The organism is Arthrobacter sp. Y3221114 (assembly GCF_059092625.1).
Window position 1 is genome coordinate 164,553 of sequence record NZ_JBNHHW010000001.1, and the last position, 20,510, is coordinate 185,062.

At 61.4% G+C, this 20,510-nt stretch carries 18 protein-coding genes and 1 pseudogene; 12 read left to right on the plus strand and 7 right to left on the minus strand.

What is annotated here, in order from left to right; translation table 11 throughout:
* Window positions 1-205: 205 nt before the first annotated feature.
* From AC5RV3_RS00705 to AC5RV3_RS00720, 4 genes are all read right to left on the minus strand, one after another.
* Complete coding sequence (locus AC5RV3_RS00705; RefSeq protein ID WP_494109067.1) at window positions 206-988, minus strand: HpcH/HpaI aldolase family protein; 783 nt, start codon at window positions 986-988, stop codon at window positions 206-208.
* A 143-nt stretch (window positions 989-1,131) separates the two neighbouring features.
* Window positions 1,132-1,650 carry a cupin domain-containing protein gene (locus tag AC5RV3_RS00710; RefSeq protein WP_494120543.1) on the minus strand — a complete coding sequence of 173 codons (519 nt, stop codon included), beginning with the start codon at window positions 1,648-1,650 and terminating at the stop codon, window positions 1,132-1,134.
* Between the two features lie 710 nt (window positions 1,651-2,360).
* Window positions 2,361-3,716 (minus strand): MFS transporter, encoded by a 1,356-nt coding sequence (locus tag AC5RV3_RS00715; protein WP_494013038.1) that lies wholly within the window; start codon window positions 3,714-3,716, stop codon window positions 2,361-2,363.
* A gap of 295 nt (window positions 3,717-4,011) precedes the next feature.
* Window positions 4,012-4,917 (minus strand): LysR family transcriptional regulator, encoded by a 906-nt coding sequence (locus tag AC5RV3_RS00720; RefSeq protein WP_494109066.1) that lies wholly within the window; start codon window positions 4,915-4,917, stop codon window positions 4,012-4,014.
* Between the two features lie 138 nt (window positions 4,918-5,055).
* Here AC5RV3_RS00720 and AC5RV3_RS00725 point away from each other — a divergent pair, with 138 nt between their 5' ends.
* The 7 genes from AC5RV3_RS00725 to AC5RV3_RS00755 all read left to right on the plus strand — a co-directional run bounded on the left by AC5RV3_RS00725 (window position 5,056) and on the right by AC5RV3_RS00755 (window position 12,400).
* Window positions 5,056-6,402, plus strand: a complete 1,347-nt coding sequence (locus AC5RV3_RS00725; protein ID WP_494013036.1) for an NtaA/DmoA family FMN-dependent monooxygenase — start codon at window positions 5,056-5,058, stop codon at window positions 6,400-6,402.
* 16 nt (window positions 6,403-6,418) lie between these two features.
* Window positions 6,419-6,994, plus strand: a complete 576-nt coding sequence (locus AC5RV3_RS00730) for a flavin reductase family protein (protein ID WP_494120544.1) — start codon at window positions 6,419-6,421, stop codon at window positions 6,992-6,994.
* A gap of 555 nt (window positions 6,995-7,549) precedes the next feature.
* Entirely contained in the window at window positions 7,550-8,038 is a 489-nt protein-coding gene (locus AC5RV3_RS00735) for an NUDIX domain-containing protein (protein ID WP_494013034.1), read from the plus strand.
* Window positions 8,039-8,080: 42 nt separating this feature from the next.
* The gene (locus tag AC5RV3_RS00740; RefSeq protein ID WP_494120545.1) at window positions 8,081-8,518 is read left to right on the plus strand and encodes a riboflavin kinase; all 438 of its coding nucleotides are present in this window, start codon (window positions 8,081-8,083) and stop codon (window positions 8,516-8,518) included.
* Between the two features lie 131 nt (window positions 8,519-8,649).
* Window positions 8,650-8,940 (plus strand): hypothetical protein, encoded by a 291-nt coding sequence (locus AC5RV3_RS00745; RefSeq protein WP_494109064.1) that lies wholly within the window; start codon window positions 8,650-8,652, stop codon window positions 8,938-8,940.
* A gap of 205 nt (window positions 8,941-9,145) precedes the next feature.
* Window positions 9,146-11,554 (plus strand): phosphoenolpyruvate synthase, encoded by a 2,409-nt coding sequence (gene ppsA / locus AC5RV3_RS00750; protein WP_494120546.1) that lies wholly within the window; start codon window positions 9,146-9,148, stop codon window positions 11,552-11,554.
* Window positions 11,555-11,563: 9 nt separating this feature from the next.
* Window positions 11,564-12,400 carry a pyruvate, water dikinase regulatory protein gene (locus AC5RV3_RS00755; protein WP_494120547.1) on the plus strand — a complete coding sequence of 279 codons (837 nt, stop codon included), beginning with the start codon at window positions 11,564-11,566 and terminating at the stop codon, window positions 12,398-12,400.
* Between the two features lie 625 nt (window positions 12,401-13,025).
* Here the strand turns inward: AC5RV3_RS00755 and AC5RV3_RS00760 are convergent.
* Both AC5RV3_RS00760 and AC5RV3_RS00765 read right to left on the minus strand, forming a co-directional pair.
* The gene (locus tag AC5RV3_RS00760) at window positions 13,026-13,358 is read right to left on the minus strand and encodes a cupin domain-containing protein (RefSeq protein ID WP_494120548.1); all 333 of its coding nucleotides are present in this window, start codon (window positions 13,356-13,358) and stop codon (window positions 13,026-13,028) included.
* Between the two features lie 636 nt (window positions 13,359-13,994).
* Window positions 13,995-14,984: an LLM class flavin-dependent oxidoreductase gene (locus AC5RV3_RS00765; protein ID WP_494120549.1), complete on the minus strand. Its 990-nt coding sequence runs from the start codon at window positions 14,982-14,984 to the stop codon at window positions 13,995-13,997.
* A 256-nt stretch (window positions 14,985-15,240) separates the two neighbouring features.
* Between AC5RV3_RS00765 and AC5RV3_RS00770 the strand changes: the two are divergent.
* Together AC5RV3_RS00770 and AC5RV3_RS00775 are read left to right on the plus strand one after the other, a co-directional pair.
* A pseudogene (locus AC5RV3_RS00770) lies at window positions 15,241-15,297 on the plus strand (TetR family transcriptional regulator); the annotation flags it as partial.
* Window positions 15,298-15,351: 54 nt separating this feature from the next.
* The gene (locus AC5RV3_RS00775; protein WP_494120995.1) at window positions 15,352-15,756 is read left to right on the plus strand and encodes an SbtR family transcriptional regulator; all 405 of its coding nucleotides are present in this window, start codon (window positions 15,352-15,354) and stop codon (window positions 15,754-15,756) included.
* Window positions 15,757-16,054: 298 nt separating this feature from the next.
* Here the strand turns inward: AC5RV3_RS00775 and AC5RV3_RS00780 are convergent, their stop codons facing one another.
* Window positions 16,055-16,633 carry a TetR/AcrR family transcriptional regulator gene (locus AC5RV3_RS00780; protein ID WP_494120550.1) on the minus strand — a complete coding sequence of 193 codons (579 nt, stop codon included), beginning with the start codon at window positions 16,631-16,633 and terminating at the stop codon, window positions 16,055-16,057.
* 209 nt (window positions 16,634-16,842) lie between these two features.
* On the opposite strand from AC5RV3_RS00780, the gene AC5RV3_RS00785 reads away from it, so the two are divergent.
* From AC5RV3_RS00785 to AC5RV3_RS00795, 3 genes are all read left to right on the plus strand, one after another.
* Window positions 16,843-18,075, plus strand: coding sequence for a saccharopine dehydrogenase family protein (locus AC5RV3_RS00785; protein WP_494120551.1), 1,233 nt, complete (start codon window positions 16,843-16,845; stop codon window positions 18,073-18,075).
* 499 nt (window positions 18,076-18,574) lie between these two features.
* Window positions 18,575-19,039: an ASCH domain-containing protein gene (locus tag AC5RV3_RS00790; RefSeq protein WP_494120996.1), complete on the plus strand. Its 465-nt coding sequence runs from the start codon at window positions 18,575-18,577 to the stop codon at window positions 19,037-19,039.
* Window positions 19,040-19,335: 296 nt separating this feature from the next.
* Window positions 19,336-19,806, plus strand: coding sequence for an NUDIX domain-containing protein (locus AC5RV3_RS00795; protein ID WP_494120552.1), 471 nt, complete (start codon window positions 19,336-19,338; stop codon window positions 19,804-19,806).
* Window positions 19,807-20,510 lie beyond the last annotated feature (704 nt).

Below are 20,510 nucleotides of genomic sequence, written 5' to 3' on the forward strand. Positions count from 1 at the left end.
AGCCGTAGCTCAACGGTGCACGTGGTGAATATCTGCCGCCTGGGCCGTGCCAATCGTCTCATTCCAGATGGGCTCTAACTGGTCGGCATCCTGATGGGAGCGTGCCGCCTTGGCAGCCCAGCCACCGTCCGCAGGCAGGCCGGTGATCTAGGCATCGGCCGGGCGGTCAGAGGGAGGCCGGGGCCGAGGGCCAACCAGGAGGCAGTCATTGGGCGGCTGAGGCGATGGACCGCATCTCGCTGATCTCCCCGCGCAAGGCGCTCTGCATCCCCTGGCGTTCACCGATACCTAGCATCATCATGCGCGATCCGTTCTTATAGAGCTTCTCGACATTGGACGCCAGCCCAATTGGACAGCTGATCTTCCCTGCCGCCTGGATCGCCTCGATAGCGCCGGCGACGATCTCTGCGACCTCCGGGTCCCACAGGCTCCGTCCCATGCGAATGGACAGGTCTCCCGAGCCAAGCAGGAAGGCGTCGATGCCGTCCACCTTGAGCATCTCGGGCAGGTTTTTTATGCCGAGCGGGGTCTCGACGAGAGCGGCGACGAACACCTGGTCGTTCGCCTGCCGGCAGTACGTCTCCGGGGCGAAGTCGTCTCCGAAATCGTCCCCCTCCCACTCATTCATCCAGCGTTTCACCGGCGGGACGTTGCACCAACCGCGTTCCCCTTCGGGGGCGAACCGGGCTGCCCGGACCATCATTTCGCAATCTTCGACGGTCTCCACGGTCGGGACGACAACTCCCTGTGCACCGGCGTCCAGGGCCTGCTCGATGAGGCTCTGCTCCTTCTCGCGGACGCGCACCAGCATCGGCACATTCATCGCCGCGCCGGTCATGATGCAGGCCGCTGCGGACTCGATTGACTTGCCTGTGTGCTCCAGATCGATTATCAAGTAGTCGACACCGCACCGTGCGAGGTACTCGGTGATCTCCGGATAAACGATCTGCTGGAACATGCCGATCACCAGATCCTGCTCGGTGACCATTTCTTTGAGGATTCTTTTTCGGGTCATGCTGCCCGGGCCTACCTTTCGGTGTGGGTGGGGTTTGGTTCGCGGGGATCACGCAGAGCTTTTACGGAGTCAGTTGTGCTCGCAGTTGGTGCTGCATCCAGCCCTCCTAGCCGGTGTCAGACCTGGCGGCCGACCTCAACGACTGCGATCTTCACGTCCTGATCCGGATGCGGGGCCCAGGCATGTTCTCCACCTCGCTGAACGAAGGTGTCCCCGGCGTGGAGCGTTACCGTATCTCCGTTGCGCATTTTCACGTCTACCGCTCCCTCAAGTACGACTCCGAAGTCGATCGTGGCAGTGGAATGCCAGCCGCCGTCCTCGGTGAGGCTGTTCATCACCACCCCCGCACGGTCGAGTGCCTCTGCATACGTTTCCGGTCCCAAGTGGTCGCCTGCGTGCTTGGGAAAACGGAGCAGTTGGAAGTTCACCGCACCAAAGGGCGGGAACAGGTTCTTGAAGTCGAGCGTGGGGTCGTCCCCGGAGAAGTTTAGCGGCGACGAGAGGTCCTCCTCCCACAGGACCGCGATGTTGTCCACGCCGGCCTGCCACTGAACCACACGAGGCGCTTCGTCATGGAAGAGAACGCGGCTGACGCCTTCGGCGTCCTTGCCCATGATCAGACGTTTAGTAGGCACATTTTTCCTAACTGAAGGGTTTTGGGGCACGGATTTGGATTCGCCATAAGCGACGACGAGCACATGCCCAGACACGTGATGCTCGATACTCAACCAGAAGCAGCAATTGGATGTCTATTGCATCGTTTACGTCTATCCATGCGCTTCATGCATGAATGACCTGTTGGGGGACCACCCGGCTGAAGGTGCGGACATACCAGCCGTCCGATCCGGCGACGAACGCCACACACCCTGTCGCGTTCCCGCTCGGGTCCGGTCGAGGTCGCATGCCACCACGAGCTGGCCCGCCCGGGCAGCCCCGCCATCCGCGACGAGCATTTATCCCCGACAGCCGCGCGAAAACCCTCGGTGACCGCCTCGGAAAGGCCCGCACAGTTGACATAGCCATAACCTGGCCAAAATCGCGGGTACAGCTGCAGTCGCCGTGCCCTGGGCAATGCCGCCGCTGCCGGCCGAGCTCGAGGAGTTGATGCAGCAGCTGAAAATGCCGCACCCGCAGCCTAATTCGCCACCAGAGGGCAGGACTTGCCGGTGCTTGACAGGCCTTAGATCGCCAGCCACCGCACGGCACGACCGGTGGTGAAAATGGCTCTTCTGTGGGTCGACTGTTCGTCGACCCACAGAAGATTTGTGTTGGCAGTCAAGCATGCAGATCGTGCGGCTGCCTTAGCCTGTCGCCGGTTTCATTGCATGGCGGCGTCGGTCAGGGCTTAGATATTTTCCAGTGACTGTTGCGTAGTCCGCTGCCCGAAGAACTGAAGCAGCAATCCTGACAGGAGAATCACCGCCGCGAGGATCGTGTAGAGCATCTGGAACCCAAGCGAGCTGTAGATCGAGGCGACGACAACTCCGGACACGATGCCTGCCATCCGGCCTGCGGCGTTGGCAGTGCCCGCGCCTACTCCGCGGACGTGTGTCGGAAAGACCTCGGGCAGGTAGGTGAAGAACGCCACGGTTGTCACCCCGATGCCGAAAACGGCTAGAAAGGCGGTGATCATGTTGATGGTTGGATCCGGGACGAACGCGAAGACAAGTAGTGAGGCAGATGAGAGCGCGCAGCCGATAAAGACTGTCATTCGTCTCTCGAAGCGGTCGGCGAAGTAGAAGAGGGCAACTGCAGCTGCTGGAGCGGCGATGCCTACGGTTCCAGCAAACGAAAGCGCGGCTGTCTGATCCATGCCGCGGTCGGTGAGGATCGTCGGGATCCAGGCAACGAATCCATAATTTGCGAAGAGAAAGAGGAACCAGGCCAGTGATGTGACGATGAGGCGCCGCAGGTACACAGGCTGGAACAGGTCGCGCGATGTGCCCTGCTTCGTTACGGGAGGTTCGGGCTCGGGGTCGGGCAGGACCAGACCACGGGCCTGCGCGCGTGACTCCAGCCTTGTCACCAGGCTTGCGGCCTTCTTGTCTTGGCCATTGGCCGTCAGCCATCGGACCGACTCGGGCAGCCAGATCGCCGCGAAAACGGCAAGCACAAGTCCGGAGGCGCCGATGACGAAGACCCATCGCCAGCCCGCCACGTAGTTGGGCGCGATAGCCATCGCCGTGAATGTAGTCAGGGGAGCTCCGACGAATCCTATAAACGTCATTACGGTGAAGAACCGTCCGCGGCTCATCTTCGGAAACAGTTCGCTCATATAAACGATCACGGCGCCGGTCGCTGCCTGGGCGCCCAAGCCGGTCAGAACTCGGCCGGCGAGGAGTATTTCGAAGTTCGGCGCGACTGCCGAAACCAGGGACGCCAACGAGTAGAAGACTGCAGAGTAGATGAGGACCGGTCGTCGTCCGAACTTGTCGGAGAGTTGGCCGCCGATGATTGCGCCGAAGGCCATCCCAATGAAGACGGCCGAAGTCAGGACACCGATCTGGCCGATGGAAAGGCCCCATTCCGCTCGGATGGACGGCGCCAGAGCCGAGAAGACGGTGACGTCAAAAGTCTCTACAAGGTAAAAAAGTCCTAGAAGCGTGAGCCAAGCTATGTGGGTCGCCGTAATTGGTAATCGGTCGAGCCGGGAGTTCAGATTCGATGCGGTGAGCTGGGGCGCTGTTGCGGCAGCTTCCATGGTTGTCCTTTCAGTCTGCCACCGGGTGAACGTGAGGACAGACGGTTTTACGCGCCGTCGGGCGTTCGACCTGGGGTGGCGGAGATTAGCAATGACGCCACTGAGGATCTGGGTCTGGTCACATCGGTAGCCCTGCGGCCGTGCCCGGCCCTCTTCGGCAGGATGGCCCGTTTTGGTATTCCAAAACCTTCCTCAGGGACACCAAATGCGACGGGAGTCACAGAGGACAATGCAACCAAGCCCCTCCGGCAGAGTCCATTGCATAGTTGGCATAGACTTATGCGCTCGTCGCAAATCAGCTCATTGCGCGGGTGATGAAGTCGCGCACGACCTCGAAGACTTTCTCCGCCTGACCCGATAGGCCCAGATGCGGTGACCATTGAAGAACCCAGTGCGTATCCGTGGGTGAGGGAAGCTCGATGGGAAGTGCCACGAGACCCAGCTCCGGGCGCAGCCGGGCAAGAACCGTGTTCGCAACAACGATATAGTCTGTGTTCCGCGCCAGCGCGCAGAGGAGCCCGTAGTCGTCGGATTCGACGGTCGGCCGATGGAGGTTGAGTCCTTCCAGAAGTCCGGGCTGCAATGTGTCGGTCAGGAAGCTGCCACCCGCCACCGGATACTGTGCCAGGTGCTCGGGGGTGAAGTCATCCTGGTCCAGCGGATGACCGGCCCGCACAAGCAGGCCGACTTCTCCGCCGAGAATCCGGTGGGTGATGTATCCCTTTGCGGTGGCAAAGTCATCGGAGTTCCTCGGCACGCCTCCGACAAAAAAGTCCAGTTCGCCGTGAGACAGCATCGCGGCCAAGCGGCTGTTCGTCTCGACCACAACCTGCACACGTAGTCCCATCGCTGCCAGTTCCGGCAGCAGTTCGGGCAGGAACGCAAGTGCAGAAACCGCGCCCACTCCGACCCGTACACGTGCCTGGCGGCCTTCCGATGCAATGAGGCTGATCTCCTCCGCCACACCGTCAGAGCGCTTCAACAGCGACTCTGCCAAGGCGATGAACTTGGCGCCGGCTTCGGTCAGGCGGGCGCCTGTGCGGCTTCGCTCGAAGATGCGCAGTCCGAACTCCCGCTCCAAGCTCTGCACGCTTCGCGTCAGCGCCGACTGGGAGAGAAACAAGTTTGTGGCGGCGGTCGTGAAGCTGCCCTCGCGGGCTACCTCCACGACGTACCGGAGCTTTTGCAGGTCGATCGTCATGTGCATCAACCTGGCATGCACTGAATACATTTGTCAACGCAAAGCATGCATTGGACAGATGGGATTGGGGCGGGCCACCATGGTGGTGGTGACCTTCTTCACAACGCCTTGCACCCATGAATAGGAGTGGATTTCCCTATGACGACACGTACCGATCACATGACCCTTGCCGCTTTCGCGTCCGCCTCGAGCACCTATGGCTCGCTTGGCGCCTGGAGACATCCGCGCACAGATCCGCGCATTCTCACGGCCGACTACTACATCAATCTGGCCCGCATCCTGGACCGGGGCGGGTTTGATGTCCTGTTCTTCGACGATCGGCTCGCGATGCCTGGCGTCTACGGCGGCTCGGTGGCACAGACCGCACGCTTTGGGTCCCGCGCGGTCAAGCTCGACCTTCTGACGATCCTCGCGATGGTCTCGTCGCACACCACGCGAATCGGGTTGGGCGCGACCTATTCGACGACGTACCATGCCCCTTACCAGGTCGCCCGGGCCTTTGCGACGCTGGACCACCTGACTGGCGGGCGCGCCGTCTGGAATGTCGTTACCTCGCTCAACGCTAACGAGGCGGAGAACTACGGCACCGACTACAAAAATCCTGAGAGCCGCTACGACCGGGCCGATGAGTTCCTCGAGATCGTGACGTCGTTGTGGGAGAGCTGGGAACATGACGCCCTGAAACTCGATCATGAGACCGGCATCTTCGCTGACCCGGACAAGGTCCACGAAATCAACTATGTGGGCAAGTTTCTGTCGTCACGGGGGCCGCTGACCGTCCCGCAGCCCCCGCAGGGCTGGCCTGTTTTGCTGCAGGCAGGACAGTCGGGACGAGGCATGGAGTTCGCGTCGCGCTGGGCAGACCTCACCTTCACAGTGCCGCGGGACCTGGAAAAAGCTCAGCAACACTATGCCGAGCAGCACCGGCTGCTTCCAGACGCGGGACGTGACGGTTCGATGATGAAGATTCTGCCCGGGGTCCAGGTCATCGTAGGCGAGGACGAGGAGACCGCCCGTGCGAAGGAAAGGTACTTTGACTCACTTTCCGCACCCGAAGAAGAGCTGATTTTCCTTTCCGAACAGGCGAACTTCGATTTCGGCAAGCTGGCGATGGACAAGCCGCTGCCAGATGATCTTTTGGACTCCGTAGGCGGGGCCAGGGGGCTTGTGGCCAGGTATGTCGATGCTGCGCGAAAGGAGTTTGGCCCCGACGCGACCCTGCGGGACTTGGCGGAGAGCCAGACCCGCAACAGTGTCTTCCGCTTCACGGGGAATCCGGAGCAGGTGGCGGACCAGCTCGAGGAATGGTTTGTCGAGCGGGGATGCGACGGCTACGCGATCGTCCCTGCGGACACACCGGGAACATTCGAAGACTTCACGCGGTTGGTCGTCCCGGTGCTTCGGCGCCGTGGATTGGTCCCCGAATTAGAGGAAGCTCCGACGCTTCGTCAGCGCCTCGGACTCCCTCATCGTGCCACTCGTTGATTAGGAACCCTCAGACATGAAAACCTACGACTACCTGACACGCCATCCGATCCAAATCCCTGAGTTGGACCTGGCCGAGTCGGTGAGCGCGGACCAGTTCAAATCCGCCTTCCGGCTGCACCCCGCCGGTGTCGCGGTTGTAACCGCTGATCCGTCCGGTTATGAGCCAGTAGCCATGACGGTGAGTTCGCTGGCGTCGGTGAGCACCGAGCCTCCGCTCCTCATGTTCTCGGCATCCGCTCTCTCATCGTCGACGCCGGCACTTGAGAGATCGGAAACCGTTGTCGTCCACATGCTTGGCGCCGATCATCTTCGGCTTGCGCAGCTGGGGGCAACCAGCGGGGTGGACCGGTTCGCCGACAAGGACAGCTGGAAACGACTGAAGACCGGTGAGCCGGTGTTCCACGGCGTCTACGCCTGGCTCCGAGGCAAGGTGGTGTTCCGACTGGAAGCAGGCAACTCAACGATCTGCATCGTCCATGTGACTGAGGCGCGGCTACCGGACTCCGTCGAGGCCGCCACGGCTATCGACCCTCTCGTCTACCACGCACGTACATGGCATAGGCTCAACGAACAGTCAGCCGCGAGGTAGCTCGCTCCGAATGCCGCTCGGTCATGGCGTCGGCTCAGAGTCTTGAACTTTCCCGAGGATGATCGGCCGTTCCTTTGCAGCGAACGCCCCGAGGAACGGCCGGTCTCCCCTCCAGCTGGTTAGGGTTTCAAGGGCGGCTCTATCGAACAGAACCTCCGGCTGCGGTGTTCGGCTTCGCAGCAGTTCAACACGCAAACCCCGCTTCTTGCGGAGTTGGGCGCGATTGTTCCGGGCCGCGGCTTTTATCTCAGCGTTGACCGGTTCGACGAACGGCTAACTTCAGCGCTTTGCGAACGTTGCTGGCGCTGTGACCGACTTCGCCCCCCCAACGGGCGAGCTAGACGACGCTGTGGGGGCATCGCTAGGAGCACGTGATTGTTTCGCTCGGGGGGACAGGCTCTCGTGCGCACGCTGACCGCTCTGCCGGGATTTTCGCTTTGAAGAACCGCGTGTGCTGCCTTAGTGGACGTTGCGGCGGCGGCTTGGTTGTTATGGCCAGTGGTCGCCAGGGAAAGTGAAGTGCCCGCCCTAGGGGCATGTTGTTAGGACAGGATAATGAGCACGATCAATGCATCTCCTGGCGTCAGGTTTCCCTCTGACGCTGAGATCACACCGGATCACGTTGTCATCGCTGCGGTGGTCGAGTGGCGGGGCAGGATTGCCCTTTTCAGGAGGAGCCGCAGCCTTGGCCATGACAGCGGTCGTTGGCACTGTGTTACTGGGTTTGTGGAAGCCGGGGCCACGCCTGAACAGCAGGCCTTTGAAGAGCTGTTTGAAGAAACAGGTCTGCAGGCCAAAGACCTTTTGGACCTTCGGCAGGGACCGGACCTAGTGGTCCCTGACGGCTCGGGAACCCCCTGGCTTGTGCACACGTTTACTGCCCGCACCTCCCGGCGGCGGTTGAAAATCGACTGGGAACACGATTCCTACCGTTGGACCGCCCCGCACAAGGCGAAGCGCTTTGCCAACCGGGTCAGCTGGCTGGACAACGTGCTCGAGGCAACCGGTCACAGCCCCGCAACCCTCCCTGCATGCCAACCCTAGGCCGAACCATTTCCCCAAACCTGCCAGATTAGTGAGTGAGCGATGAAAGTTTTGAGCAGAGCGGGCGCCCGAAACAGCGGTGCCCTCCGGCTTGAAGGCGTAGTTGAGCATGGTGATGCCCGCGGCCGGGAGCTTGGTTACCCCACGGCTAACATCTCCGTGCCGGACGGGAAGATCCGGGACGGTGTCTGGGCGGGCACTGTCTGCCTTGGGCCGGAAGGGCTGGGCGAGACATATGCTGCCGCCGTTTCAGTGGGGCGCCGCCCAACCTATTACCGCAAAGGAACTCGCCTGCTGGAAGCTCACCTTCTGGACTACACCGGTGACTTGTACGATCACATCGTTATGGTGAATCTGCACGTTTATATACGCCCCCAGCGCAGATTCCAAGGAACCGATGAACTGGTAACCCAGATCAGGGACGACGTGGCGTGCGCACGTAACTGGGCCCTGGGCGCTGGCGAGGAATTTTGGTCGTGAGAGATCACGCGCGGCAACCCGAAGGCACCGCATCGAACCAGCGGTTCACGGCCGCACCTCCTCCTCCCCAGCAATGGCGGCTGCCGGCCCAAACGGGCGCAGCCGCTGCTACCCAAGCCCCCGTAAGCCACGTGACACGCAACCGAGCAACGCCCGGTAAACACCGCGCATGGAGCCTGCTGATCAACGCCCTGGTGGAAATCCGGCACAACGGCCAGATCATCAGAACTGGCTTCGTCGAAGACGCCATGCCTGACTCCTCCGTACTCTGGATCGCCGCGGACACCAATGGCCCGCGCCAAATGTTTGAAGCGTCCCAGGGACACCAGGTGTGGGTCACGCCGCAGGAACTGCCCGACGGCCTCCGCTACCGGATGACTAAGAACCAGATCTGCAGAACCGCATCCGCGCCCAACGCATAAACAACCACCCCAAGCCAAACAGCTGAACCTACAACAGGCAGCTGTGCCGGCAGCCCACCAAAGTAACCGTGAAGGGACCGGCCCTTTATGCGTTGTTGCGTGCATCACGATTGGTTGCCTCCGCAGGGCCACATCGTACAGCCTTGGGCATCAACATGTTTTGTCCACCGCGCTTTTATAAGCGGCCCCACAAGGAGCACCACTTATGACCGACGTCCTTTGGTTTTCCGAACTTGGCCTGAACGACCTTGACCAGGTCGGGGGCAAAAACGCCTCGCTTGGCGAGATGATCCGCAGCCTGAGCAGGGCCGGGGTCAGGGTCCCGGACGGTTTTGCCACGACGGCGGACGCCTACTGGCGCTTCCTGCGTGAGTCCGGCCTTGACAGGCGCATCGCGGGGATCCTCGAGGGCCTGGACAGCGACAACGTAGAAGCCTTGGCGCAGGCAGGGACGCAGATCCGGGACCATATCGTCCAGACCCCGTTCCCGGCCGGTTTCGAGAAGCAGATTCGCACCGCTTTCGCCGCGCTGACCGATAAGCACGGCGGGGATGCAGAGGTTTCCTGGGCGGTGCGCTCCAGCGCCACGGCCGAGGACCTGCCCGACGCCTCCTTCGCCGGCCAGCAGGAGACCTTTTTGAACATCCGGGGTGTGGAGAATGTCCTGCGGGCGATCAAGGACGTCTTTGCCTCGCTCTACAACGACCGGGCCATCGCCTACCGGGTTCACCACGGCTTTACGCACTCCGAGGTCGCCCTTTCGGCGGGTATCCAGCGCATGGTCCGCTCCGACCTCGGCGCCTCCGGCGTCATGTTCACGATGGACACCGAGTCAGGGTTCACCGACGCGGTGTTCATCACCTCCTCCTACGGTCTGGGCGAATCGGTGGTCCAAGGCGCCGTGAATCCGGACGAGTTCTACGTTCACAAGCCTGCCTTGACCGCGGGCCGCCCGGCGATCCTTAAACGCGGGCTGGGCGAGAAGGCCGTGCAGATGACCTACACCGAGTCCCGGGAGGTCGGCCGGACCGTCGATTTTGTGCCCGTGCCCCCGGCGCAGCGATGCCGCTTCAGTCTCACGGACGAGGATGTTCAGCAGCTGGCCCGGCATGCGGTGGCGATCGAGGCCCACTACGGCCGGCCCATGGACATCGAATGGGGCAAGGACGGGGTGGACGGGGAACTATACATCCTGCAGGCCCGGCCCGAGACCGTCGAGTCCCGCAGGGCCACGGGCACCGTCTCCCGCTACACGCTGAACGAGCGCTCGGCGGTCCTAGCCAAGGGCCGGGCCATCGGCCAGCGCATCGGTGCCGGCCAGGTCCGCGTGCTGACCTCGATCGACCAGATGACCTCGTTCCAGCCCGGCGATGTCCTGGTGGCAAACATGACCGATCCGGATTGGGAACCGATCATGAAGAAGGCCGCCGCCATCGTCACCGACCGCGGCGGGCGTACCTGCCATGCGGCCATCATCGCCCGGGAACTGGGCGTCCCGGCCGTAGTAGGCACCGGGAACGCCTCAAAGGTCCTGGCCGACGGTGCGCCGGTGACCGTCTCCTGCGCCGAGGGCGAGGCCGGCTTCGTCTACGAGGGCCTGCTCGATTACTCACTGCAGGAGACCAGCCTGGACACGCTGCCGCCGGCACCGGTGAAGATCATGATGAATGTCGGTACCCCCGAACAGGCTTTCAGCTTTTCCCGGCTCCCGCACAGCGGTGTCGGGCTGGCCCGCTTGGAATTTATCATCAACCGTCAGATCGGCATCCACCCCAACGCGCTGCTGGCCGTCGCCGGCGAGATTGAGCGTCCGGCCACGCTCTCGGACGACACGGTGCAGCAGATCCGGGAAAAGATCGCCGCCTATGACGGGCCGCGGGACTACTACGTGAGGCGCCTGGCCGAGGGCATTGCCACCATCGCCGCGGCCTTCGCCCCGGAACCGGTGATCATCCGGCTCTCGGATTTCAAGTCCAACGAATACGCCAACCTGCTCGGCGGTCCCGCCTTCGAGCCGGCCGAAGAGAACCCCATGATCGGCTACCGGGGAGCCTCCCGGTACCTCTCGGACTCATTCCGACAGGCCTTCGAGCTCGAGTGCGAGGCACTGAAATTCGCCCGCAGCGAGATGGGCCTGACCAACATCAAGCTCATGGTCCCCTTCGTGCGCACCTTGGACGAGGCGCGCGGCGTGACCGAACTGCTCGCCGCCAACGGGCTGAGCCGCGGCGAGGACGGCCTGGAGATCATCATGATGTGCGAGCTGCCCGCCAACGCCCTGCTGGCCGATTCGTTTCTGGAGTACTTCGACGGCTTCTCCATCGGCTCCAACGACCTTACCCAGCTCACCCTCGGTCTGGACCGGGACTCGGCGCTGGTCGCCGGGGCATTCGACGAACGCAACCCGGCGGTCACCAAGCTCCTGGAAATGGCCATCTCCGCCTGCCGCGCCCGCGGCAGGTACGTGGGCATCTGCGGCCAGGGCCCCAGCGACCACCCGGACTTCGCCGAATGGCTGCTGGAGCAGGGCATCAGCTCGATCTCACTCAACCCCGACGCCGTGACCGACACCTGGCTGCGCCTCGCGAAGGCCGGCAACCGCTCCGCGGTCTGAGTGACCGACATGCAGAGGCAGGACACCGCGGGGGCCGGACAGCATCCCGCCCCCGCGGTGTTCTTCCTATCGGACAGCACCGGCATCACCGCCGAGACTCTGGGCAATACCTTGCTGACCCAGTTTCCCGGCCACCGGTTCGAACGCCGCACCATTCCCTTCATCACCTCTGCCGGGGAAGCGGAAAACGTGGTGAAGGCCATCGACGCCGTCGCCGCGGTAGGCAGGCGGCCGATCGTCTTCTCCACGGTGGTAAATCCGGAGATCCGGGCGCTCCTCTCGCAGAACAGCGGGCACTTCATCGACCTGCTCGGCGCCCACATCGCCCAGCTGGAGGACGTCCTGCAGACCACGGCCAGCGCGGAACCTGGCAAGGCCCACGGCCTTGGCGACGCCATCCGCTACCAGTCCCGCATGACCGCTGTCGAGTACGCCATCGAGCACGACGACGGGCAGTCCATCCGCGCCCTGGAACGGGCGGAGCTGATCCTGATCGCCCCCTCGCGGTGCGGCAAAACCCCGACGACAATGTACTTGGCGCTGCAGCACGGCATCCTGGCCGCCAACTTCCCGCTGATCGACGAGGACTTCACCAGCCGGGCCCTGCCGGAACCGCTGCGTGTTTTCGCCCGCAAATGCTTCGGCCTGACCTCCCTGCCGGTCCGGCTGAGCCAAATCCGCCAGGAGCGCCGGCCGGACAGCACCTACTCCTCGTTGTCCCAGTGCAGCTGGGAACTGCGCAACGCCGAGGACCTATACGAGGTCAACCGAATCCCGTACGTGAACTCGGCATCCATGTCAGTCGAGGAAATCTCCGCCACTATCCTCCAACAGATGAAACTGTAAGCATTGGCAATCTATTGTCGGCCGGCCAGGACTACCGGAGCTGTCTCGTGCCGCCCGGGTGGCTCGGTTTCCGCAGAAATGGCAGAGTTACAGCCTGATGAGGCAAACGCCGATAACCGTGAGTATGTCCTGACAGGTGCCTCGATGAAGCATCCTCAAACTTACTCATTAGGGCCTATAAAGAAGGGCGGGCAGCAGGGGCGAGGTCCGATGGGCCTCGCCCCTGCTGCTGTTTAGGGTGCTCTTTCGCCTAGGACGTGGATTCCCGTCCAGCGGCCGATCGGGCGGAGCCGCCGTGGTGTGGGCGGGGGAGCGGCTGGACTTTACCGCCCTGCAGCAACGCTTGAGTACGTCTGCGAAAATGCTCCCCGAGCTTGTACGGAGGGTCCCGTCCCACTTCGTGGCCTTCGACTTGCTCGCCGTGGCCGGACATGACATCCGAGCAGAGCCCCTGCACGTCCGCCGCGAATCCCCTATAACTACGTACTATTTCTCTCTTTTTACGGGGGGGTGTCCAATATCTTTTTCCTTGAGGGATAGAAAATGAGGGACTGTCTCTTCAAGTGAAGATACAATCCCTCATTTTATCTAATAGACGATTCTTTTATGTTCAACGTGCGAAGCCCTAATAATTTTTTGGGCCAGCTACTCCAAGGAAGACGAAGCGATCCTTACCTGTGTTCCTCATCCCACGGGTCTGGCCTGCTTCAGCGAGAATTGCCATCCCTTTAGAAACCTCGACTTCTTTGCCATCTCCAGCAAAGTGAAGGCCGGATTCTCCTTCGAGGCAAATCCAGACAGAATCTTCATTCAGATGCATGTGTACAAATACTTCCTGTCCTGGTTCTAAACACCACATAGCACCAAGAATCTTATCCGATTGATGGACAAGAACCTTCTGTGGCACATTTGCGTCAAACTTTGCGAGTTTTCCCAGATCAAATATTCCTTTTTCCATTTAAAAGCAACTCCTATCTATCAATAGTGTTAGAGCTTGACAGCCCCGGAAAGGTCCTTATTCACCTCGCTCTTCCAAGCGCTCTCACGGATCGCCGCCGACGCCAACCGCGCCGTGGTCCTCCTGCGAACCTGACCGACAGCCCGGACGACAACAAGCAGGAAAGCAACACCAACGGGACAGTGGAATCCCACGCCGAGCCCGACGTCACGGGTCGCTCAAGCATGCCCAACAAGAAAGTTCAGCCGCAATGACCAACCGGATCGCCGCTCAAACGCCAGACGCAATCAGATGAAAAATCGGGGCTAACGGAACACTGCCGAACTCCAACCCGGACAAACCCTATATGGCACGAAGCGACTGTCCAGAAAGCAATGGGCGCGACGAGGTGTCCAATAAGGATGGAGTTGGCTGCGGAAGCCAAACTATTCATGTTGTGGTACTCGCCAAGCCACAGTCTGTTGAACCCAAGGCGATCGAGTAGTTGAGCCGCTTCTAAAGACTGCTCTATCGCCTCACGCCTGGTTTACCCCTCAGACACGCTGACGTGATCGAGCACACTCAAAGGTAGATGTTGTCTCAATTCGTTCCCTAATCTTCATTTTGGTTCTGAGAATCGCGATGGTTTTCTTGCGCTTAGAACCAGGTTTCGGCCAGCAGTTGCAGCGATCGATCTCGCACGGCTGGATCGAACGCGTAGGTAGAGACGATGAGCTCATCGGCACCGGTGCGCTCCACGAATTCTTCCAGCTGTGCTTTTGCCGTTTGTGGTGTGCCAACTGCTTTGATCCGCAGCATGGGGTTGTTGCCTGCGCCGTGTGTGCGAAGTGTCGCGGGGTCCACCGGGGGCTGGAGTTTGCGCCGCCGCCCGGTCATGGCATCGCCAAAAATTTGTTCAACCACCGTGAATTCCCGTGCCGCTTCGGCGTCGGTGTCAGCGACCATGACGTTGATGCCTGCCATCACGTAAGGTTGCTCGATTTGAGCGGTAGGCGCGTCTGCGGTGAAGGATTCCCGGTAGACCTGGATGGCCTGATCGATCTGATCGGGGGCGAAGTGGGAGGCCAGGGAGAACGGCAAACCCAGCCGGCCGGCGATCGATGCTCCGTTGGCGGTGGATCCGAGCACCCAGATGGGCACTTGGGTCCCCTCTGACGCCGCAGAGACAATCGGCACACTGTGCGCGGTGCCGGTATCGCTGAACCAGCCCTGTAGGTCGTAAATACTTTTAGCAAAGGCTTCCGGTTCGGCCGATGACCGGCTCAGCGCCTGAGCGGTCATCCCGTCTGTGCCCGGAGCCCGTCCCAGGCCCAGATCGATCCGGTCCCCATGCAGGTTGGCAAGGGTGCCGTACTGCTCCGCCACCATCAGCGGGGCGTGGTTGGGCAGCATCACTCCGCCCGATCCCACACGGATCCGTTCGGTGACCGACGCGGCTTGAGAGATCAGCAGCGCGGTCGCACTGGAAGCCGTCATCGGCGAGTTATGGTGTTCGGCAAACCAAAGCCGGTGATACCCCAGCCGATCCGCTTGCTGCGCCGATTCCATCGAGGCCGCGATGGCCTCTTGGGCGGTGGACCCATCGGAGATGTTGACAAGATCAAGAATACTCAAAGGTACATTCATGGGGGATTTCCTTACATTCGTGGGATGGTGAAGCTCCAATGCGTACCTTCCCGCCTAAACGGAGCCGCTGTCCGCTTTCCTGTTGGAAGTATAGACGGAGACACTCTCCGGTCAAACTTGCAGGAAGGGACATTGCATGGTGGGTCGAAGCCCCGCCGCGCAGACGCGGTGCGCAACCAGGCAAAGATTATCGAGGTCGCCCTGACCCAATTCTTCAAACAGGGAGTCAAGACCTCGTTAGAGGGCATCTAAGGAAGCCGGCATCGGCGCAGGGACGCTCTACCGGCACTTCCCGACCCGCGATGAACTGATCGCCTCGGCCCTGGCCGCATGTCAAACCGAGCTCCAGTCCGTGCGCCAATCCCTGATGGCATGCGAAGACCCTCTCACCGCGCTGCAGAAATGGCTCCTCATCGTGCCCGATTACGTCAAGACGTTCGAGGGGCTGGCTGTAGCGTTGCTCGACGCACTCAGGGACCCATCCTCCGCAATGTCTCCGACCTGCGTGGAAATGCAAGACATTACCGCTCAATTTCTTCAAAGGGGGGCCCAGCTAGCAGGAACAGCCAGACCAAACATCAGCGCCAAGAACTTATTCACCGCACAACTCGCCCTAGCCTGTGTCGAAGACCTAACCATGGACTTCCGCGAGAGCGCGGAACCACTGGAGGATCTACTCCGTCATGGGTACATCACATCCGACAGCAGCCCCTGGCAGTTGGTTCTCATATTGGTGCGACACGGCAAGGTCCCGGGAGTCAGGGGCCGATGAGTTGAGAACGCGCCAGCCGTCCCGTCCTGGCAAACGGTTGATTTACGAGACGCTCAGGACGGTCTCATTTCTTGGGCGCCAGGACCTGAGGGAGATTCTGCCCATATGAACGGGAGGTGAAGCCTTTTCGAATGCGGTGAAACCTTTCGGGCTTTGCCGAACACTAAACGGCATGGGAGCCAAGAAACCGGGCAAGAGGGGCCATGGCACCAGAATCCCAACCGGCCTGACCATCGTCAAGGCAGCGGACACCGGGCAAAGTCCGGTACCGGCCGGGCAGCCATCTTGATGGTTGCACCTAGCCTGCCGACCAGCCGTGGCGGAGCACCGTGCGCAGGGAGTCCGAGGTGGTACGGTCTGCTGTCAGTACCTCCCCTGCCCATGCCACTGCCAGCGCTGCGAAGTATAGGTCACGGCCGCTCAGTCCCTCCCTGGCCTGGCCGTCCTGCTGGGCCCTGTGCAGGAAGTACTCGGTCGTATCAATGAGGCCCTGGCACGTGGGTGTCAACGGAGACGTGGGCGTCATCCAGGCCGCCCGCAGGGGCTCGGTCAGTCCCTGGTAGACCCTCATCCAGTCGCCGAGTGTCTCCAGCCAACGCTGGAGGGCTTCGCCGGAATCTGCGTCCCCGGCCTCGATCGCCTTGCGCCGGAGGTCGAGCTCGGCGCGCCGGGACTCGAGGAGCGCCGCGACGAGTGCGTCGCGCGTGGGGAAATGCCGGTACAGCGTACCGGGACCCAATCCGGCGCGCTTTGCGATGGCATCCATGGAAACGTCCAGGCCGGAGTCCGAGAAGCACTCCTCGGCCACCGCGAGGATCCGCGCCCGGTTGCGCTGGGCATCAGCGCGCTTTCCACCCGCATTCGCGGTTGCTGTCATGCTTGCGGACCTCCTGTTTGCCTAAGCGGAGAGTAGCTCCATATAGTCGTAAACGTCAAAACGGAGAGCCTCTCCCAATGATCCTGCCCCCGTCCGGCAAACACACGGAACGCGAGCCAGTCTCCCAAGCAGGACCACTCACGGTACCCGAGGACCAAAGTAAGGAGCCGTGTGTCAGCTTGGAGTTGCCGCTGTGAAAGGCTGCAGTTATGGACAACTCATCCCGGGAACATGACCTCGTTCTCTACGGAGCGACGGGTTTCGTTGGCCGACTGATCGCCGGCTACGTCGCGGAGCATGCACCGGCCGGCATGCGAGTCGGACTCGCGGGCCGGTCGAGGTCCAGACTCGAGGCGGTTCGGTCGCAGTTGCCGGTCGCGGCACACGGATGGGCCCTCATCGAAGCCGACTCGGAGGACGCGGACTCGATCGCTGCCCTGGCCGCGGGCACGCGCGTGCTTCTCACAACCGTCGGTCCATACACGAAACACGGATTACCTGTCGTCGACGCCTGCGCACGGGCCTGTACCCACTACGCCGACCTCGCGGGTGAGGTGTCCTTCGTCCGGGAGGCGATCGATCGCTACGACGCTCTGGCCAGGACGAGCGGGGCCCGGATCGTGCACTCCTGCGGCTACGACTCCGTGCCGTCCGACCTCGCTGTATTGCTGCTTCATCAGGCAGCAGAAGCCGATGGCGCTGGCGGTTTGGTCGAGGTCCAACTCGTTGCTACGGCCAAGGGTGGCATCAGCGGAGGCACGCTCGAGTCGATGCGCGGGCAGCTCGACGCGATGCGATCGAGCACCGCCCTGCGGTCATTAGCCGCGGACCCCTACGCTCTGAGCCCCGACCGCACACGGGAGCCGACGACACAACAGCCTCCTGACGCCGGTCCTGTGCGCCGTTCCGATGACGGCACCTGGACCGCGCCTTTCATCATGGCCGCGGTCAACACTCGGATAGTGCGCCGCAGCAACGCATTGCAGGGTTGGGCCTACGGCCGCTCCCTTCAGTACGGCGAGGTGATGGGGGTAGCCCGCGGACCGGCAGGAGCGGTCATCGCCAGGGCAATGGCACTCGGGCTCCGGGCATTCACGGGCGCGATGGCGTTCCCGCCGACCCGGGGAGTGCTCGACTGCTGTCTTCCGGCACCAGGTTCGGGTCCGAGCACCCGCACGCAGCGCGCGGGCTGGTTCCACTCCCAGGTAACCGCCCGCACCGAGAACGGGCACCGATACCAGGCGATTGCTGCTGGCCCCGGCGATCCCGGCTATGCCGCCACCGCCGTGATAGCAGGGGAGACTGCACTCGCTCTTGCCCTCGACGGTGACCGGCTGCCGACTGCGAAAGGGTCGCTAACACCGGCCACTGCACTCGGCAACGTGCTCATGCAGCGACTCCGTGCGGCCGGCCACACTTACCAGGTAACCAAACTCGCCTGAACCCAGATCCTGCAGGTCCCCTGATAACGGGGCAATCATTGACTGGACCAGTCCGACTAGCGGCGCGATGGGATTTCGCCGAGGGAGTATGCCAGGGTCATCTAAAGATCGCGACCAGCGATGCTTCCAAATCGGCTTTTAACCCTGGGCCGCCCCGGCGCGCACCTTCACGCGCTGAGTCCAGACCAGCACTCTGCTCCAGGTCGTGGAGCCCTTGAGCAGCCACTCCCTCTGCCCGTTTTTAAGGGCCGATAACGGTGAGTATGTCCAGACATGCGTCTCAATGCAGAAGCTCAGAAGAGACAGCAATGAACCCGGATGTAGCCCGAACACGTCGCACCGGCGTTATTCAGGCCATTGCATAAACCCTCGCTCATCTTTGTCGCGGTGGGGGACTTTGTCGCGGTGGGGGGACCGGCTTTCGGGCGCCTGCTTCTGACATTATGAGGTGGTGAAACTCGACCCTGTTGGCCCAGCCGACCATGACGCAGGCATTCGGATGTGGCAGGAATACTGTGCTGCTCACCCGGAGACGGTAGCTGCGTCCCCGGAATACACAATTGAACACTTCGGTGATACGCAGCGGTTAGCTGATGAACTTCTCGCTCATGTCCTCAGCGGAAAGAAACGCGCGACGGCGGAGCTCGTTGCGGACTTCATAGCGCGAGGTGACCAGGTGCCCCGGATCGGGTCACACTGGATTGCCTGTGATGGGAACGGCACTCCGAGCATAATCATTCGCACTATTGAACTGCGCATTGGTTCTTTCAAAAGTGCTGATGCTGCTTTCGCCCGCGACGAAGGCGAGGACGATTTGAGCCTAGACAGTTGGCAGCGTGAGCACCGCCGCTACTGGACTCGCGTATCAGCAGCCCAAGGGCGTCAATGGGCAGAAACCGACGAGATCGTCTTCGAACGATTCAGGGTGGTTTGGCCACCTCAATATGCAGATTCGGCGCAATAAGTCAGCCGCACGTTGGCTCGTAGGGGATCCCTTGCCGATAGCCAAGAAATCGTCCGCCCAGGTGGCTCGCGTTTAGCCTTCCCGATGGCGTCAAGCGCCCCGACGTGAAGTCGGCTCTGGTCGAGCAACTTGCCGCGCCTAGCCGTAGTGCCACAGAGAATGCGGTAGCTGACAAGTTCCCCGACGTCATCGGGCCCATAGTCGAGGAGCTTGAGAACTATCGCAGCCAACTGCAACAACCGTCCCCGTGGCGCATCGGCTTACGGACGCTCCTTCGAACTAATAGGCTGGCTAGAATGAACGGTCCACAGCAGCTAATTCCCGTCAGCTATGTCATTTTTAGGCGGGAAGATTTTGTCCTCCTGCAGTTGCGCAAAGGAACTGGATACCTTGATGGCTATTGGGGTACGGCAGCCGCCGGTCATATCGAAGCCAATGAATCTGCTCACGAGGCAGCGTCCCGGGAAGTCCAGGAAGAGCTTGGCATCTCAATCAATGCTGCTGACCTCATGCCTTTGACCGTTATCCACCGTGAGCAAGGACGGGAGGGCGCGCACATGGGAAGAGTGGACTTCTTTTTCCAATGCATACTCTGGCCTTCTGAGCCACGCCTCATGGAGCAAGATAGGGCCGTTGGCCTCAGGTGGTTCCACCTCGATGACTTGCCAACTCCCGTGGTTCCACATGAACTCCACGTCCTTGAGTCCCTGAAGTCCGGAATGCCAGGGATTATCGCGTTCGAATTCTCTTCAAGCTCCGCGGAGTGATATTGCAGAGAATCCGAACGAGTGCGTGTTGACCAAACCTCGCCCGTTACGGGATCGGCGGTCCTCAGGACCGGCGGCACGCCTCGATGTACCGCGGCCCGCGGCGAAGTTAACCTGATGCATTGCACGGTCACGGACGCAGCCCTGCCGGGCCAACCATCCTGTCAACAGCTGACGGTTCGAGTTAAGCCCATTGGTGTCAGGGGCCCTCCGCACAGCACAATACGGGGTGGTTGCAGTTATGTGACTTGCTTGTTGACGGCCGCGCAAAACTCGTCGACGGTCTCAAAAAGCTTCCGGGACTCAGACTCGCCCGTATCCCTGAGAGGGTTCGCTGAAGCTGCAATAATCCCAAGAATTGAAGCGACCCGAAAGATCGTCGTCATGGTCCGATTGGGAGTAACTGACGACTTGTACAATGGGGCCACTCCTGTCGCTTTCGTAGTTTCTTGAAGCTTCATTGCTGAGACACGGCAAGTCTAAGAGAATCGCGGCTATCGGCGTTCGCAGAGGCAGGGACGTAGGGTTGTAAACCCTGTTTGGGGTTCCCAACCTCGACCATTTAGCCTCCAGTCCACAGGGGAATCATGAGCGCAAGCAGCAAGAGCAGCAGCAATGCGCCGAGGCTAGACGGGATCCAGTACCACTGGACATCTGCAGTCCGAACAGTGAGAACACCATGGCACCAGCTACGGCGACAACCA